The organism is Sphingobacterium tabacisoli (genome assembly GCF_017908035.1).
GTDB classification, from domain to species: Bacteria; Bacteroidota; Bacteroidia; order Sphingobacteriales; family Sphingobacteriaceae; genus Sphingobacterium; species Sphingobacterium tabacisoli.
In genome coordinates, this window is record NZ_JAEQMU010000005.1 from 100,682 (window position 1) to 116,179 (window position 15,498).

At 39.8% G+C, this 15,498-nt stretch carries 16 protein-coding genes; 13 read left to right on the top strand and 3 right to left on the bottom strand.

All coding sequences use genetic code 11. The features are described 5' to 3' along the window. Nucleotides 1-58: 58 nt before the first annotated feature. Nucleotides 59-379 (top strand): DUF493 domain-containing protein, encoded by a 321-nt coding sequence (locus tag JKG64_RS17145; RefSeq protein ID WP_210355525.1) that lies wholly within the window; start codon nucleotides 59-61, stop codon nucleotides 377-379. A 44-nt stretch (nucleotides 380-423) separates the two neighbouring features. Here the strand turns inward: JKG64_RS17145 and JKG64_RS17150 are convergent, their stop codons facing one another. Continuing rightward, nucleotides 424-1,254, bottom strand: a complete 831-nt coding sequence (locus JKG64_RS17150; protein ID WP_210355526.1) for a glycogen/starch synthase — start codon at nucleotides 1,252-1,254, stop codon at nucleotides 424-426. Nucleotides 1,255-1,401: 147 nt separating this feature from the next. Between JKG64_RS17150 and panC the strand changes: the two genes are divergently transcribed. From panC to JKG64_RS17190, 8 genes are all read left to right on the top strand, one after another. Continuing rightward, complete coding sequence (gene panC, locus JKG64_RS17155) at nucleotides 1,402-2,250, top strand: pantoate--beta-alanine ligase (RefSeq protein WP_210355527.1); 849 nt, start codon at nucleotides 1,402-1,404, stop codon at nucleotides 2,248-2,250. A 56-nt stretch (nucleotides 2,251-2,306) separates the two neighbouring features. Beyond that, nucleotides 2,307-2,657, top strand: coding sequence for an aspartate 1-decarboxylase (gene panD / locus JKG64_RS17160; RefSeq protein WP_210355528.1), 351 nt, complete (start codon nucleotides 2,307-2,309; stop codon nucleotides 2,655-2,657). 11 nt (nucleotides 2,658-2,668) lie between these two features. After that, nucleotides 2,669-3,034 carry a hypothetical protein gene (locus JKG64_RS17165; RefSeq protein WP_210355814.1) on the top strand — a complete coding sequence of 122 codons (366 nt, stop codon included), beginning with the start codon at nucleotides 2,669-2,671 and terminating at the stop codon, nucleotides 3,032-3,034. Nucleotides 3,035-3,281: 247 nt separating this feature from the next. Further along, a complete protein-coding gene (locus JKG64_RS17170; protein ID WP_210355529.1) occupies nucleotides 3,282-5,537 on the top strand; it encodes a TonB-dependent receptor in 2,256 nt (751 codons plus the stop codon). 67 nt (nucleotides 5,538-5,604) lie between these two features. Continuing rightward, a complete protein-coding gene (locus JKG64_RS17175) occupies nucleotides 5,605-6,093 on the top strand; it encodes a thioredoxin family protein (RefSeq protein WP_210355530.1) in 489 nt (162 codons plus the stop codon). 264 nt (nucleotides 6,094-6,357) lie between these two features. Next, nucleotides 6,358-7,020 (top strand): FKBP-type peptidyl-prolyl cis-trans isomerase, encoded by a 663-nt coding sequence (locus JKG64_RS17180; RefSeq protein ID WP_210355531.1) that lies wholly within the window; start codon nucleotides 6,358-6,360, stop codon nucleotides 7,018-7,020. An 83-nt stretch (nucleotides 7,021-7,103) separates the two neighbouring features. Next, on the top strand, nucleotides 7,104-7,742 hold the full coding sequence (locus JKG64_RS17185; protein ID WP_210355532.1) for an FKBP-type peptidyl-prolyl cis-trans isomerase: 639 nt from the start codon (nucleotides 7,104-7,106) through the stop codon (nucleotides 7,740-7,742). A gap of 325 nt (nucleotides 7,743-8,067) precedes the next feature. Next, entirely contained in the window at nucleotides 8,068-8,718 is a 651-nt protein-coding gene (locus JKG64_RS17190; RefSeq protein WP_210355533.1) for a DUF6266 family protein, read from the top strand. Nucleotides 8,719-8,729: 11 nt separating this feature from the next. Here JKG64_RS17190 and gldB read toward each other — a convergent pair whose 3' ends face one another. Beyond that, nucleotides 8,730-9,782 carry a gliding motility lipoprotein GldB gene (gene gldB, locus JKG64_RS17195; protein ID WP_246512650.1) on the bottom strand — a complete coding sequence of 351 codons (1,053 nt, stop codon included), beginning with the start codon at nucleotides 9,780-9,782 and terminating at the stop codon, nucleotides 8,730-8,732. Nucleotides 9,783-9,832: 50 nt separating this feature from the next. On the opposite strand from gldB, the gene JKG64_RS17200 reads away from it, so the two are divergent. From JKG64_RS17200 to JKG64_RS17210, 3 genes are all read left to right on the top strand, one after another. After that, entirely contained in the window at nucleotides 9,833-10,492 is a 660-nt protein-coding gene (locus JKG64_RS17200; protein ID WP_210355534.1) for a porin family protein, read from the top strand. A gap of 75 nt (nucleotides 10,493-10,567) precedes the next feature. After that, nucleotides 10,568-12,208, top strand: a complete 1,641-nt coding sequence (locus tag JKG64_RS17205) for an NAD+ synthase (protein ID WP_210355535.1) — start codon at nucleotides 10,568-10,570, stop codon at nucleotides 12,206-12,208. A 54-nt stretch (nucleotides 12,209-12,262) separates the two neighbouring features. Beyond that, entirely contained in the window at nucleotides 12,263-12,844 is a 582-nt protein-coding gene (locus JKG64_RS17210) for a DUF4136 domain-containing protein (protein WP_210355536.1), read from the top strand. Between the two features lie 70 nt (nucleotides 12,845-12,914). Here JKG64_RS17210 and JKG64_RS17215 read toward each other — a convergent pair whose 3' ends face one another. Next, complete coding sequence (locus JKG64_RS17215; RefSeq protein ID WP_210355537.1) at nucleotides 12,915-13,952, bottom strand: GntR family transcriptional regulator; 1,038 nt, start codon at nucleotides 13,950-13,952, stop codon at nucleotides 12,915-12,917. Nucleotides 13,953-14,195: 243 nt separating this feature from the next. Here JKG64_RS17215 and JKG64_RS17220 point away from each other — a divergent pair, with 243 nt between their 5' ends. Beyond that, nucleotides 14,196-15,497, top strand: a complete 1,302-nt coding sequence (locus tag JKG64_RS17220) for an acetylxylan esterase (protein WP_210355538.1) — start codon at nucleotides 14,196-14,198, stop codon at nucleotides 15,495-15,497. Nucleotide 15,498 lies beyond the last annotated feature (1 nt).

Sequence of the window (15,498 nt, forward strand, 5' to 3'; positions counted from 1 at the left end):
GCCAAAATAACAAAGGCACAGATATTGCAATTACCTTTCCAAAGAAAGGAATTATTACATGAAAGATTTAGGAAACATTAGCATTCAGGACATCAATCAAAATGACGGGGTTGACTTCTATGCAAGTTTTAGGGAGAAATTAATGGATGTAGAACAATTTCCTACATTGTATACATTTAAGTTTATTGTACCCGCTACATCAGAGAACAAACAAACTATAGAGGCTATTTTTGAACATCCAAGCACAAAAATCCAGATAAAGGATTCAAAAACGGGAAAATACAACTCCCTTACGGTTGAAACCTTCGTAAATAGTGCCGATGATGTGATCGCTTACTATAAAAAGGTATCATCACTAGAAAAAGTGATTATGTTATAACAAAAAAAAGAGCTGTCATTCTGACAGCTCTTTTTTTTGTTATTTTAAGCTTCAACTTCTTCTGAAGCAAACTCTTCATATAAGGTAGCAAAGTTTTCATAATCCTCTGCCGACTCAGGCCTGAACACCCGAATTTTTTGATCCTCTACAAATTGTAGCACATCTTTATCCAGATTATCATCCGCCATTACCACAACGTCTGTATAGGTCAATGCGCCTTTGTAGACATCAGCGTAACTTCCGGAGCCATACACCGCAGCATCCTCTTTGGTCACATCTTCATCAGCTGCCATTTCTGCCAACTTCGTACCCATAGTATCCGGTCCCGAAAAATCTTTCTCTTCATTAAATAAAGAATAGAAAACTTTCGCATCCTTAAAAGTAGGATCATCATGATACACCTTTTTTAGGTACAAAGGTATCATCGCTGTAAACCACCCATGGCAGTGTACAACATCTGGAGACCACCCCAATTTCTTGACTGTCTCCAAGGCACCTTTGCAGAAGAACAAAGACCGCTCATTGTTATCACCAAAGAACTTCCCTCCTTCATCCCTAAATATCTTCTTCCTCTGGAAGTACTCTTCGTTATCCAAAAAGTAAACCTGCATACGCGCCGCAGGTAAAGAAGCTACTTTAATGATTAATGGATTATCGTTATTATCCACCACTATATTCATTCCCGACAACCTTATCACCTCGTGAAGACGATTTCTGCGCTCATTAATACTACCAAAGCGAGGCATAAGAATACGGATTTCGAATCCTTTTTCCTGCATAGCCTGTGGTAATTGGCGTGTTATTTCAGAAATTTTACTTATTTCAAGGAAAGGCGACATCTCGTGGGTAACAAACAATATTTTCGTTTTTGCCATCTCCAATTGCTTTTTTTATTTATTTGAACAGTAAAATCGGTGTACAAAGATACGAATAATATCCAATTTTTACAATTCATTAAAAATTAGACCTTTCTAAATCCAAATATATTATGCAATTTTGCCCCCTATTTTACCATAGTAGCCATGGAAATATACACTACAAAAAGTGACCTTCAAGCTCATTTGCAGACATTACGGGAGGCCGGCAAACAGATTGCATTAGTCCCTACAATGGGCGCTTTACATGAGGGGCATCTTTCACTGATACGAGAGGCACAGGCCGTAGCTGATATTGTTGTGTGCAGTATATTTGTAAACCCTACACAGTTCAACGATCCTAAGGACCTCGAAAAATACCCAAGACCCATAGAAAATGATATCGCTTTATTACAAAATGAAGCCTGTGATATACTTTTTCTACCCTCGGTCGAGGAAATGTACCCTACCCCCAACGAACATTGGGCGATAGACCTGGGCGACTTGGATACCTTGTGGGAGGGCGCACAAAGACCTGGACACTTTCAGGGGGTCACACAGATTGTATATAAACTATTCCATCTAGTACAGCCACATATTGCTTGCTTCGGGCAGAAAGACTTTCAACAGGTCATGGTCATCCAACGTATGATAGATCTAAAGCAACTGCCCATTACCTTAAACATATGCCCGATTGTACGCAGTGAAAAAGGGCTGGCACTCAGTTCGAGGAACACTAGACTTTCGGAACAGGGAAAAGAGGACGCTTTAGTGCTGTTCACGGTCCTCGATAAGGTTAAAAATGACTTTGCAAACAAAAGCATAGAACAGCTGCAACAGGACGCTATCGCGACACTGACTGCACAGCCTGAGGTTACATTGGAATATTTTGCAATCTGCGAAACCCGCACCTTACATCAGGCAACCAATAAGGATAATAGCAAAAAATATGTCGCCCTAGTGGTCGCTTGGATAGAAGGGGTAAGACTGATAGACAATATGCTATTGAATATGTAACGATTAAATAACATTTAATCACAAACTTTTAAAGAGATAAAAGCTAATTTTGTATTATGATGATTGAAGTAATGAAGTCGAAGATTCACCGTGCCCGTGTCACACAGGCTGAGTTGAATTATGTGGGAAGCATCACCATTGACGAAGACTTGATGGAAGCTGCAGATATTCTGGCAAATGAAAAAGTACAGATTGTAAACAACAATAATGGAGCACGCTTAGAAACCTATGTTATCCCTGGAGAACGTGGTTCGGGCACAATTTGTCTTAATGGGGCAGCCGCGAGACTGGTGCAGGTTGGAGATATCGTAATCATTATCTCGTATGCCTTGATGGACCGAGAAGAAGCACGGGTACACCAACCTAGATTGGTTTTTCCCGATGATCATAACCGCTTGATTAAGTAACAAGTAATATATTGCTAAACACTATTTCTAGATATCGCAGCCTATTTGCCTACCTCCTAGCGGGGTGGATGTCTGTTATTGTCATCAGTGGAATAGTGTTTATGCACAAAGAGGTAACCTCTAAGGGTGAAATCATAACGCACATTCACCCTTACGATTTTACCAAGAAAAAAGACAAGCACCACCATAAAAACGACGCAGAGATTCAATTTCTGAATGTTGTTTTCCAAGGTGCATTCATTGAACCGGTATTTTCTATCGTTGAGGTCCCATTTTTTCAGGAGTTCAACTATACAACCTACGCGGTTTATTCCAAAACTTACCATTTTACCAAGGATCTCGACACCTATCTTCGAGGGCCTCCGATGCTTGCTTAGCGACTCTTTCTCCTAGAAAGAGTACACATCCATTATACGTCCTTTCGATGTATAAGCTCACATAAGGTTATTTTCAAAACTAGGGAACAATATGCTCCGTACTGCTTGGTGAATCACAAACCGCTAGCTATACAGACTATTCGTGCAATACCGATATGGATATCGCCTATACTATCCCTGTTGGGATATACCTTATACCAAACGTATTAACATTTAATTAGCTAATAACAAGCATTACACATTAATTATGTCTAAATTTTACTATGGCTTAATCACAGCCGTATCTATACTTTGTCTCAACCTCAGTGTCTACGCACAACAAATAACGGGTTATGTCCACGATGCCGATGGCAAACCCGTGGAAAACGCGACTGTGCGCCTAGAGGGAAGTAGCAATGGCACCAAAACTGCATCTGACGGAAAATTTGAGCTCCCGCTCCCTACGGCAAAAGCAAAGCTTTCCATTAGGGCTATAGGCTACTTGTCCATACAGGAAACTATTGAAAAAAGTACCTACCAAAGCGGAACAATCTTTACGCTGGCGAAAGACAACCGTAACCTTGACGAAGTCGTCGTCTCGGGCACATTAAAAGCCGTATCCAAGTTGGAAAGCCCAATTCCGGTAGAAGTCTACTCGGCCAAGTTTTTCAGAGCGAACCCTGCCCCTACTATCTTTGAATCCCTGCAGAACATCAATGGGGTTCGCCCACAGATCAACTGTAGTATCTGTAATACGGGAGATATCCACATCAATGGTCTAGAGGGGCCTTATACGATGGTTCTTATTGACGGTATGCCAATTGTCTCGGGACTATCGACCGTATATGGATTGAATGGTATTCCGCAAGCATTGATCGAACGCGTAGAGATCGTCAAAGGTCCGGCATCAACACTGTATGGTAGTGAGGCTGTGGGGGGCTTGATCAACGTAATTACCAAAGCTCCATCCAATGCTCCAAAGTTCAGCTTAGAAGCTTTTGGAACAACCTGGCAGGAGTACAATCTAGATCTCGGCGGGAAATTTAATATAGGCTCCGCACAATCGCTATTGGGGGTAAATTATTTCAACTACTCAAACCCTATAGACAAAAACAAAGACAACTTTACAGATGTCACACTACAGGATCGCCTATCCATCTTCAACAAATGGAACTTTGCCCGCAAAGACAATAAAACGTTCTCTATCGCAGGTCGATACGTATACGAGGACCGTTGGGGAGGAGAGATGCAATGGAATAAAAAATACCGTGGCGGCGAAGACGTATATGCTGAAAGTATATACACGAAAAGATGGGAAGTGATGGGTATTTATGACCTACCAGGCAGCGAGAACTTCTCCCTTTCGGTAAGTGCCAATGGACACAACCAGAACAGCTACTATGGTAGCACTCCTTATATGGCGGACCAACGCATTTTCTTTGGACAGCTAACCTGGAATAAAACGTTAAAAAATCATGACTTATTAACTGGACTTGCCTATCGATACACGTATTACGATGACAATACCCCTGCTACGCCAACATCCTCACATACACATTTGCCTGGCTTATTTGTACAGGATGAAATCACCCTGCATCAGCAGCACAAATTGTTAGTGGGTGCACGATATGACTACAATTCCATACACGGGAGTATCGTTTCTCCACGCGTCAATTACAAATGGAACTCACAGGACAAAAGTCAGGTACTCCGGGTAGGTATTGGTAATGGTTATCGTGTGGCCAACGTATTCACAGAAGATCATGCTGCCTTAACAGGTGCTCGCGACGTAGTATTTAAAGAAGACCTAAAGCCGGAGACATCCTGGAATGCCAACATCAACTATGTGAAGAAATTCTACTCCGACAATGGTTCTGTTTTCGCAATAGACGCTTCAACGTTCTACACCTACTTCAACAACAAGATCATTCCTGACTACGAAACCAACGTCGATCAGATTATCTATGCCAACTTAGACGGCTATGCGATCTCCAAAGGAGTATCTGTCAACCTAGACTGGGCTCATCATAGTGGATTGAAAGCTATGATCGGTGGTACATTGATGGATGTATACAGCGAAGAGAACGGAGTAAGAACCTGGCAAATGCTAACGGAAAAATTTATGGGCACCTGGACTATTGGTTATAATATCAAGCCATTAGGATTGAGTATTGACTATACCGGAAATGCTATAGGCCCAATGCGCTTACCTGTATTAACTACCAAAGACGAAGCGGATCCAGCCAATAACTATACAGATCCACGTCCAGACAAATCAAAATTATTCAGTATACAGAATATCCAATTGACGAAGCACTTCAAGAATGGTTTTGAGGTATTTGGAGGAGTAAAGAACTTATTGAACTGGACACCAACAAAGGGACTTCCTTTCTTGATTTCACGTGCACATGATCCATTTGAGAAGATTGAAGACTCTAAACTTCCTCCTTTTGACCCGAACTATGTTTATGGTCCAAATCAAGGAATCCGCGGGTTCTTAGGGGTTCGCTATAATTTGTTTTAGTAACATGTAAATAGAAAGGTGTCCAAAACTATTTTTGGGCACCTTCTTCCTAAAGAAACACAATATCATGGGAATAGGAATAAAAAAAATTATCTTCACACTACTTACAGCCTGTGGCCTATTAACCGCAGTCATGAGCCGTGCACAGACAACACCGTTCTCCATTATACAAGTAGACAGCTTATTAAAACAAACTCCAAAACCTGTCCTCATTTTGCTCTCCACAGATTGGTGTCAGTACTGCCAGATGCAAAAACAACAGGTGCGTAAAAACAAGAAGTTTAAAGAAAAAAGCGCTCTATTCTACTACGTTGAATTTGATGCCGAAAGCAAGGAACCCATCCGTTTTCAAGAGAAGGACTATGTATACAAACCTACAGGTGCTAATATCGGCACTCACGAACTGGCATTAGCCCTGAATGGCCCCCATAGATTAGCTTATCCCACCTGGATATTATTAGATAAAAACTATCAAGTCCTCTTTCGACACGGAGGCGTATTACCCCCTGCCCAACTAGAAGAATTATTAGATACACTTGAGAAAGTAAATTTATAAGTGGCTTAATAAAAAACAGCGGTATAACAAAGAACAAACAAACTCATTATAAGCAAGTTGTTAAAATTTTACTAATTTTAACATTTTTGTGTAGCGCTATCGTTATTTTTACCGTTTTAAGACCTAAACAACAATTTTAAATTAAAATATGTACATAGAGGAGAGAGACCCACTTTTACATATTGCCACTAAAAAATTATTTATATCTAATGAAACCTTCATTTATGAAAGATTCATTGCCATTTAAAAACAATTTATAATTCAATGAAAAATCTATTTAAAACCGTATTGTTTGCTGCAGTTGGAGCGGCTGTATTCGTATCGTGTAATAGTAAAAATGAATATGATATCGAAGGAGAAAGACAGCGTATACTAGAACAAGAAAAGCTTATTGACGCTCAATTGTCTAAAGAGAGAATTGAAATCGAAAACTATGTTAGCAATCATTTTACAAATGCTATAGAGGACACAACAAAATATCCATTTCAAGTATTAGATAAAAAGAATGTAAAAAGAGGAATTTGGTTTGAAGTTATTTCAGAACCTACAGACGATTCGTACGAATACAAACTGAATTCAAATCAAACGAACGTAGTTTTCCCAACTTGGAAACTTAAATACAAAGTTAATCTATTAAACAACGAAACCCCAGTCCAATCGGATCTAGAAGGATCGGAGTATAATTTAGCAACAGGATCGAACTCTAATCTTTTCACAAATGCCTGGATAATCTCTCTTTTCCCAGCAAAATATAAAATAAACGGGAATGACATTAATTATGTTGGGCTAACAGCAAAGGGACAAAAGAAAGGTAGTAAAATAAGAGTAATTGTTCCTTCTATCTACGCGTACGGTAGCAAATCTCAAGAAAAAATCCCAGCAAACTCTCCATTAGTATACGAGTTTGAAGTATTAAGCATTCAATAATTATAAAATACCCTATAACATAAAAAGAGAAGGCATTACCTTCTCTTTTTATGTTATTAAAAACTAAATAAACAAACACACCAATGAAGAAGACATTTTCCTATTTGACACTAGTATTCGCTATTTTGGTAAGCATCACAGCCTGCAACAATAAAAATGACTTTGATTTTGAAGCTGCTCAAAAAGAACAACAAAAAAGAGACTCTTTAGAAAATATACGTGTAAAAGGATTAATCGAAAAACAAGCTGCTGAACTAAAAGCTTTTGCCACCGAAAAACTACCAGGAGCGACACTTATAGATTCACTTGGCATTTGGTTTAGAGTAGATGCTAATGGTCAAGAAGATTCTTACACTTATAGACCGCATCCTAACGGAGGTATCGTGGCACCTGAAGTAAAAGTTTCATACAAGGGAACATTACTGAATGGATCAGTATTTGACCAAACTGACGAAAAAGAAACAAGCCGCACATTTTCGTTAGCTGGGGTTATAAGAGCTTGGCAAATAGCTTTCTTCCCTAAACAAATAAAGTATAATGGAAATGTTTACTCCTTGTTGGGTTTAACGGAAACAGGGCTTAAGAAAGGATCCAAAATAAAATTTGCAACCTCCTCTCCTTGGGCATATGATACTCGAGAGTTAAAAGACAAAGAAGGCAAAGTAACTATACCAGCAAATTCTCCACTCTACTTCGAAATTGAGGTTATCGATATAAAATAACCTTTGACAATGGTCTAAGATAACATAAGCCACTCTATAGAGTGGCTTATGTTGTTTAATGATATATCAAAAAAACTATCTCTTCATATTCCTTAAACTAAAATAGGCCCACCTTGATACCAAATTTGGTACAAATCAATATTTAACAAGGACTTTATTCGGACTTTACTCGGAGATAACAGGGACTTCATTCGGATGTAACCGAATAAAACCCCTGTTATTTCCCTATTATATCCTGCTATATTTCTTTTTAGATTATAACTTGGTAATAACATATCCCCTAGATATTAGTATATTAGTATCAGCTAATTAAACTTAAAACAACATGGGAAGAACAGAAAATGGCCCAATGGGTTCCGCTAGTGGAAAGGTAGGACCTTTAGTGTATTACAGATGGAAAGATAAAGATTGTGTCCGTAGCATACCTCGAGTTAATAAAAAACGTAAACTCTCAGACGACGAGAAAAAAAACCGAGGAAAATTTGGACTTGCACAAAATTTCCTAAGTCCGTTAAGTGCTGTCGTAAGACTTGGCTTCCATAATTACAAGCAAAACCAAACAGCTTTCAATTCGGCAATGTCATATACCCTAACTAATGCCGTACAATCTGATGATGATGGTTTTTACATTGACCATTCCTTATTTCATATCAGTAAAGGGATAACATCTCCTCTAGAAGATGTGACATTGGCTTATGAAGAAGGAGTTGTCACCTGCAATTGGAATTACAACCCAACAATTGTCAGAGATTTAGAGCTAGCTTCTTTTCGTTCACTATTTGTGGCTATTCCCGATTCAGATAAAAATAGCATACTCGGACATATCCTAAACAAAAAACTGGAAGATAAGCATGAACAGATACACATCTCTCCTAGTTCAAACGGAGAAGTCTATCACATACACTTGGGATTTGTCGCTGTCGACCATAGTGACCGAATAATCGACAGCATTTATGTAGGTACAGTTATAGCTTAGGGACAAATCTATTACTTGCCTTTAAACTTCGACTGTTCCAAAATCTTTTGCGCATCTTTCTCCTGGAAAAGGGCAACAAGATCAACATCTGGGTTACGCTCCATATACTTACGCACCATCATCCAGCCGATGTAAGAACCCAACTTGGGCGCAGACTCATTGTTCTCGCCCAACTCGGGTGTAAATGGTGCATCGGTAAAATATTTTTGTGTCTTCAGGTAATCCGTATCATAAAGCAATCCTTCCTGCAGAAACCAGGCCCAAATATCCGCCTGATACTTTTTGGCCCAGGCGAGCTGCTCGACTGTATACCCAATCTTCGTATCATCAGAAGCATCTTCCAACATAACATCCATAGCATACAATATCTTACCATTATAAACCATATGTTGTAGTGTATTTTGATTAAGATTATCCTGAGGTAGGAGTTCTTCTCTCAAAACAGCCTCCACAACACGAGGCGTTATATTCTCTGCTGTAAACCGACGCGACATATATAAGGGTATAGAGCGTACTAATGCCGGATAGAATCTCGAATCAGCTCCCAAGAACATATCCAATCCTATACCCACATAATCTTCCCCTATGGGCACCTGAAAAGAAAACCCACCCATAAAAGCGATAAACCGAGGCATATGATATTCCGGGAAATAGTACTTTACATACTTAAAAGCTTGTGTCAATTCTTTCTCCTGCTGATTCAGGTTGGGGTATTTTTTTGCCACCGCATCGGCTAAATCGACAAAATCTCTCTTCTTCAGCACCTGTGCCAGGTTATTCTTCAGCAATAGTGTGTCGTTTGGGCTCCCTACTTCCAGCATCTGTGTCAAATAATCCGAGTAGAAATAAGGATAATCCTGCTGCCACTGCTTATTCTTAGCGACAATATCTGCTTCCTTCAGCGTATTAAATTTTTGGTCAAAACGGTCTATTTTGACAGCAACATCCATCTTAGATACATCCGGCCGGCGCACGGTATCAGTTTGACTACAGGACGTTAATATGACAATGAAAGAAGCAATAATTAAAAAAAAGGAATATTTTTGTAATGTTTTCAAATACATGATGATCAGCTTAAGACACAAAAATATAATTTATATAACAATTAAAAACTATGGTTAATTTCACAAGGGCATTTCTATCTATCTTTCTTTTTTGCTTAGCCCTCACTTCTACATATGACGTCCAAGCCCAAGGTTATTATTATGGTCACGAAAAAAACATACGCCTCGGCCTGACACTCAATCCTAATCTCGGTCGGTTACGTTATGAAAAGGATCAAAAAGGAAGTACCAAACTGGGATTTTCCTATGGTCTGATAGCTGATCTAGGTTTTGCAAAGAACTACTACTTTTCAACAGGATTATTAATCAACACCATCAATAGCCGTGTGGAACCAGCGTATTTCAGCCTAGACCCCAATGCGCCTAAAGTTCCGAAGTATAGAGATATTAGCCTGAAATATGTTGACATCCCCTTATCTATCAAACTAAAAAGTACCGCAAATGAATACGGTCGTTTCTACGGACAGTTTGGCTTCACGGCAGGCGTAAAAGTCTCTGCCAAAGAACAGCTTGAAAAAGAGAACAAACAGACGACAAGTGCTGATTTATTCCGTTTAGGGTTACAGATTGGTGGTGGAGCCGAATGGAAGATAGGAAATGATATGGCATTACTGACTGGTCTTACATTCAATAACGGGTTTACAAGAGCAATGAAGGATGGTTCACCAAGAACCTCATTTCTAGCACTGAATTTTGGCTTGTTATTCTAAACGTAGAAAAACAAATAGATTTGGGTCACCAAATTTTATGCGTTCTTTTAAACCTTCTAAATTCGAGATCCCAACATGAAAATAGCATTAGCACAACTCAACTACCACATTGGCAATTTTGAGCAGAACGAAGAAAAAATCATAAAGGCAATAACACTTGCAAAAGAAGCCAAAGCGAGCTTAATCGTATTTGCCGAATTGGCTATCGGAGGATACCCAGCCAAAGACCTGTTGCGACATGCTGTTTTCCTGGACCAATGCCAACAATCCTTATCACAGATAGCCACACACTGTGATACTATAGACTGCATCATCGGTGCTCCTATCCGCAATGAACATGAAGAAGGAAAACCGCTCTCTAATGCCGCTATAGTTATCACTAAAGGACAGATCAGCGACTGCCGCAAGAAATCTCTCCTGCCGGACTATGATGTATTTGATGAATATCGTTACTTTGAACCAAACCGCAATATCCGGTGTATCGAGCTACAAGGAAAAAAAATAGCTCTTACGATCTGTGAAGACCTTTGGGACAACGATCACGACAATTCTTATAAGGGAGACCTCATGCTGGAACTAGCACAAGAGAAACCAGATCTCATTATTAATATTGCGGCCTCTCCTTTCTCTTATACCCATTTTGACAAGCGTATATCGGTGCTGAGCAACAATATATTAAAAGCCAATGCGCCTTTGATATACGTCAATCAAATCGGTGCCCACTTAGATATCATATTTGATGGCCGTTCCTTGGCTATGAACAAAAGTGCAGAAGTCATAAAAGAACTTAACGCTTTTGAGGAAGACCTTCAATATATGACATTAGAGCAAGGAGACCTGCAAACAACAGCGGCACCGCAGTCTACAAAGCTGGGAGAGACGGCTAGCATACACCAAGCGTTACTATTGGGGCTAAAAGATTACTTTACTAAATCCGGCTTTAAGAAAGCCGTACTTGGTCTCTCGGGAGGATTGGACTCCGCTATAGTCGCCGCACTGGCTGTAGAAGCTCTCGGGGCCGAAAATGTCCTAGCTGTACTGATGCCCTCCGTATATTCCACAACGCATTCTATAAAAGATGCTATGGACCTGGTAGACAATACCGGATGCCAACACCTCGTCCTACCCATAAAAGACATCGCACAATCCTTCGAAGATACCTTACAGGAAGCTTTCGTTGGGTTAAAAGCCGATACCACAGAGGAAAACATACAGGCCCGTACACGAGGTACTTTGTTGATGGCTATCAGCAATAAATTGGGACATATTCTCCTCAATACATCCAATAAAAGTGAAGCAGCCGTAGGCTATGGCACACTGTATGGTGATATGGCAGGCTCGCTAAGTGTAATCGGTGATGTATATAAAACGCAGGCCTATAAACTAGCATCCTATATCAACCGGGAGAAGGAAATTATTCCAATAAATACGATTGTAAAACCGCCTTCGGCAGAGTTGCGTCCCGACCAAAAAGATTCGGATTCACTACCAGATTATGAGATGCTAGATGCCATCCTGTATCAATTGATTGAACTCGAAAAGTCAGGGGCAGAAGTTGTTAAATTAGGTTTTGATGAGTCGCTTGTACAACGTATTACGAGGTTGGTCAATAATGCTGAATTTAAGCGTTTTCAAGCCCCTCCGATATTAAGAGTAAGTCCAAAAGCTTTTGGCTCTGGAAGGCAGATGCCACTAGTTGCAAATTTTTCTTACTAAGCATTAAACCTTTTGAATAACAGCGGGTCATAAGGTATATAATTAGGATTAGTTATGAACAAAATAGTAATATTTCTAACAGCATTTGTACTTTTAGCGTTCGCATCGTGTTCGTCGCATAAGTACCATACAACACGGGTTCAAAATCTTGATTTCAACCAGTTCAAAACATATGGTTGGTTAGAACCGGTAGATTCCTTATCAAAGGATTATTATAATAACGATATTGCCAAAGGTAATATCATGACTACAGCCAATAAAGAGATAGAGGCACGTGGGTTGACGTATTCAAAAGAAAACCCCGATATTCTGTTTCGCTATATAGCTATTGTCAATAATAAGAGCAGAATCGTATACAGTACTCCTTATTACGGAGGCTGGGGCTGGGGTGGTCCTTGGGGCTGGGGCGGTTACTGGGGCTGGGGTGGCTACTATGGTGGTTCTTACCCTGTAGCTAAAGAGCGTATACGTTATGGACACCTTATATTCGAAGCCATTGACCGCAAGACAAACAGTGTGATCTGGCAGGCAAGAGGTACTACAGAAGTCAATGAACCAGAAAAGGCAATTAACGAATTACCAAAGACGGTTACATGCATCATGAAGGAATATCCACTACCGGTATTGAAGAAATAACGGGTAAAATAATTAAAATATAAAAAGCCGTTAAATCGAAGCAAACTATGCAACGATTTAACGGCTTTTTTTAGACAGATGCTCTTAGTTTCAGATAAAAAGGAATCTCTAATCTATCCTTCGATTTATTCTTGATTAGCTCGGCTGCCAAGCGTCCCATCATCTCGAAATCTGTCGATATCGTTGTAATCCCATTAAGAATAAACTTCTTCAGAGGGGTCTCATTATATGAAATGACTCCCACATCAACACCAATCTGTAGCTTCTTTTGAATGATTTTATTCAAAAGCCTGACCAGGTCATCTTCTATAATATTGATATAGCAGGTTCCCTTCTCAATCTTTTCCTTATCCAGTCTGGATACCAGCTCACAATCAAACGCATACTGTTGGCAGAATTTATAAAACCCTTTGATGATTGCCTTTGGGAAGTCACTAAAATCCGGAAATACCAGCTTCATCGTTTTATACTTGCTCAACACTTCATTAGCCTCCTCCAGAGCAGAATAGATGTCCCGTTCATAGTTTTCATATACGGCTGGAAAATCACCAGGAACGTCATCAACAAACCGGCCTAGGAGTAATAGTTTTTCCGAAGGGATTTTACGGATAATATCTGGCGCTTTGTCTCTTCCCTCTTTAAAATGTGGAAACAGCACATAATGATCATAGGTTTTAGTAAGGTTGCCCAGGAGGCTATTCAGATATGACAAATCCGAGTTATAGACAAACAAATCTAGATTAGCAAAATCCCCAAGCTCTTTGGCAAAGGAATCATATACTATTTTCTTATGTGCACTGAGCTTATTCAAAAATAAAGCAATCTTTAGCTTTGACTCAACATCGGTTTTATTGATATAATAGCCTTTCCCTGGTGTAGATCCAATGATCTCCCCGTTTTTCAGATGCCTATAGGCTTTCTCTACAGTATCCCTAGAAATCTCCAAATAAGCACTCAGCTCGTTAATTGAAGGCAATATCTCATCTTTATTCAAAATACCATTTCTAACGGCATCTGTAATTGTATTTGCCAACTGTAGATATTTTGGCGTAGCAGAAAAATCACTGATCTCTAAAGTTTTTAAAAACTGGGCATTATTAGGAGACATAATAGAAGCTTATCTGGTTTATATATCCTAAATATAACTAGAATTCTGCGTTATACCATACGGTTGGGGCTGAAAAAACATTCTGTCCTCGTCCAATTAGACCATCCTGTTCCTTCATGCCCTGATATTTTTGACGGTGTAAATTACTTTCTCAAAAATTGACTAAATTGGATAATGATTTCAACCACCTTTTATATCTAGCAGATTAATAAACCGTTATCAATTACCATAACCAATTTACATATGATACACAAAACATTTTTGAAATTAGCCTTTCTGTTATCCTTGATCTTTTATGCTGTAGGCTCCGTAAGAGCTGAGGACAATCGTAAAATCGAGATCGAAATCATTCCTAGCAAACCGGACTGGCGCGCGCAACGAGGAGAGAAGATACATTTTGATATCCTCGTAAAACAGGACGGGAAAGCACTAAAGTCCGATAGTGTCTACTATGAGATAGGCCCTGAGATGATTACTCCTTTCACCAAGGGTTATATCAAACAATTCAGAGGCCAATTTGAAAGCATAGAATATACCCTCCATGAACCAGGTTTCATCCGTTGCATTGTCCGTGTACGTGTAGAAGGAAAGGATATACAAAAAATGGCAACAGTGGGCTTTGAACCGGAATTGATCCAGCCAACACAAGAACTACCTCTTGATTTTGATACTTTTTGGGACAATGCTATTCGCGAATCCAAACAGGTTCCATTACAGGTCAAAAAAACCTATCTACCCGAAAAAAGTACTGCGGAGATTTCCGTCTTCGAAGTGGCCATAGACCATATCAACAACAGTAAAATCTACGGTATCCTAGCCATGCCGAAAGCTACGGGAAGATATCCGGCTATACTCCGTGTACCAGGAGCTGGCGTAAGACCCTATGGTCCAGACATCGAACTCGCCAACAAAGGTTTCATCGTTCTTAATATAGGTATACATGGTATATCGGTTACGATGGATTCTATTGTTTATAAAGATCTGGCTACAGGGGCACTACGTCAATACTACAACAATAATATCCATAACAAGGATGAATTTTATTATAAAAGGGTATATCTTGGTTGCCTTAAGGCAAATGATTTTTTGACATCATTAACAGAATGGAATGGCCAACACCTTATAGTAACCGGAGGTAGTCAGGGAGGTGCGCTGAGTATAGTGACTGCAGCTCTGGACAAAAGAGTAACCGCCATGGCGGCTCTCTACCCTGCCCTATCGGATCTGACAGGTTATCTGCACCAACGAGCAGGAGGCTGGCCTCATTATTTCAGTGCAGGTAGCTATAGCAGGATTGCCCCCATACCTAATGTACAAGACAATCTCTCTTATTATGATGTTGTCAATTTTGCCCGAAAAATCCAGGTCCCCAGTTTACTCACATGGGGATTCAACGACACAGTCTGCCCTCCGACTTCCATGTATGCAAGTTACAACATCATGACTGCCCCCAAACACCTCAGCATCTACAAAGAAATGGGGCACTGGACGCATCCTGACCAGAAACAAGAAGTCAATACCTGGATTCAGAATATAACCAAATAGC

What these genes read in the sequence shown, in the direction of transcription:
- JKG64_RS17145 (WP_210355525.1), top strand. Translation starts at nt 59, where the DNA reads ATGAAAGATTTAGGAAACATTAGCATTCAGGACATCAATCAAAATGAC.
- JKG64_RS17150 (WP_210355526.1), bottom strand. Translation starts at nt 1,254, where the DNA reads ATGGCAAAAACGAAAATATTGTTTGTTACCCACGAGATGTCGCCTTTC.
- panC (WP_210355527.1), top strand. Translation starts at nt 1,402, where the DNA reads ATGGAAATATACACTACAAAAAGTGACCTTCAAGCTCATTTGCAGACA.
- panD (WP_210355528.1), top strand. Translation starts at nt 2,307, where the DNA reads ATGATGATTGAAGTAATGAAGTCGAAGATTCACCGTGCCCGTGTCACA.
- JKG64_RS17170 (WP_210355529.1), top strand. Translation starts at nt 3,282, where the DNA reads ATGTCTAAATTTTACTATGGCTTAATCACAGCCGTATCTATACTTTGT.
- JKG64_RS17175 (WP_210355530.1), top strand. Translation starts at nt 5,605, where the DNA reads ATGGGAATAGGAATAAAAAAAATTATCTTCACACTACTTACAGCCTGT.
- JKG64_RS17180 (WP_210355531.1), top strand. Translation starts at nt 6,358, where the DNA reads ATGAAAAATCTATTTAAAACCGTATTGTTTGCTGCAGTTGGAGCGGCT.
- JKG64_RS17185 (WP_210355532.1), top strand. Translation starts at nt 7,104, where the DNA reads ATGAAGAAGACATTTTCCTATTTGACACTAGTATTCGCTATTTTGGTA.
- JKG64_RS17190 (WP_210355533.1), top strand. Translation starts at nt 8,068, where the DNA reads ATGGGAAGAACAGAAAATGGCCCAATGGGTTCCGCTAGTGGAAAGGTA.
- gldB (WP_246512650.1), bottom strand. Translation starts at nt 9,782, where the DNA reads ATGTATTTGAAAACATTACAAAAATATTCCTTTTTTTTAATTATTGCT.
- JKG64_RS17200 (WP_210355534.1), top strand. Translation starts at nt 9,833, where the DNA reads ATGGTTAATTTCACAAGGGCATTTCTATCTATCTTTCTTTTTTGCTTA.
- JKG64_RS17205 (WP_210355535.1), top strand. Translation starts at nt 10,568, where the DNA reads ATGAAAATAGCATTAGCACAACTCAACTACCACATTGGCAATTTTGAG.
- JKG64_RS17210 (WP_210355536.1), top strand. Translation starts at nt 12,263, where the DNA reads ATGAACAAAATAGTAATATTTCTAACAGCATTTGTACTTTTAGCGTTC.
- JKG64_RS17215 (WP_210355537.1), bottom strand. Translation starts at nt 13,952, where the DNA reads ATGTCTCCTAATAATGCCCAGTTTTTAAAAACTTTAGAGATCAGTGAT.
- JKG64_RS17220 (WP_210355538.1), top strand. Translation starts at nt 14,196, where the DNA reads ATGATACACAAAACATTTTTGAAATTAGCCTTTCTGTTATCCTTGATC.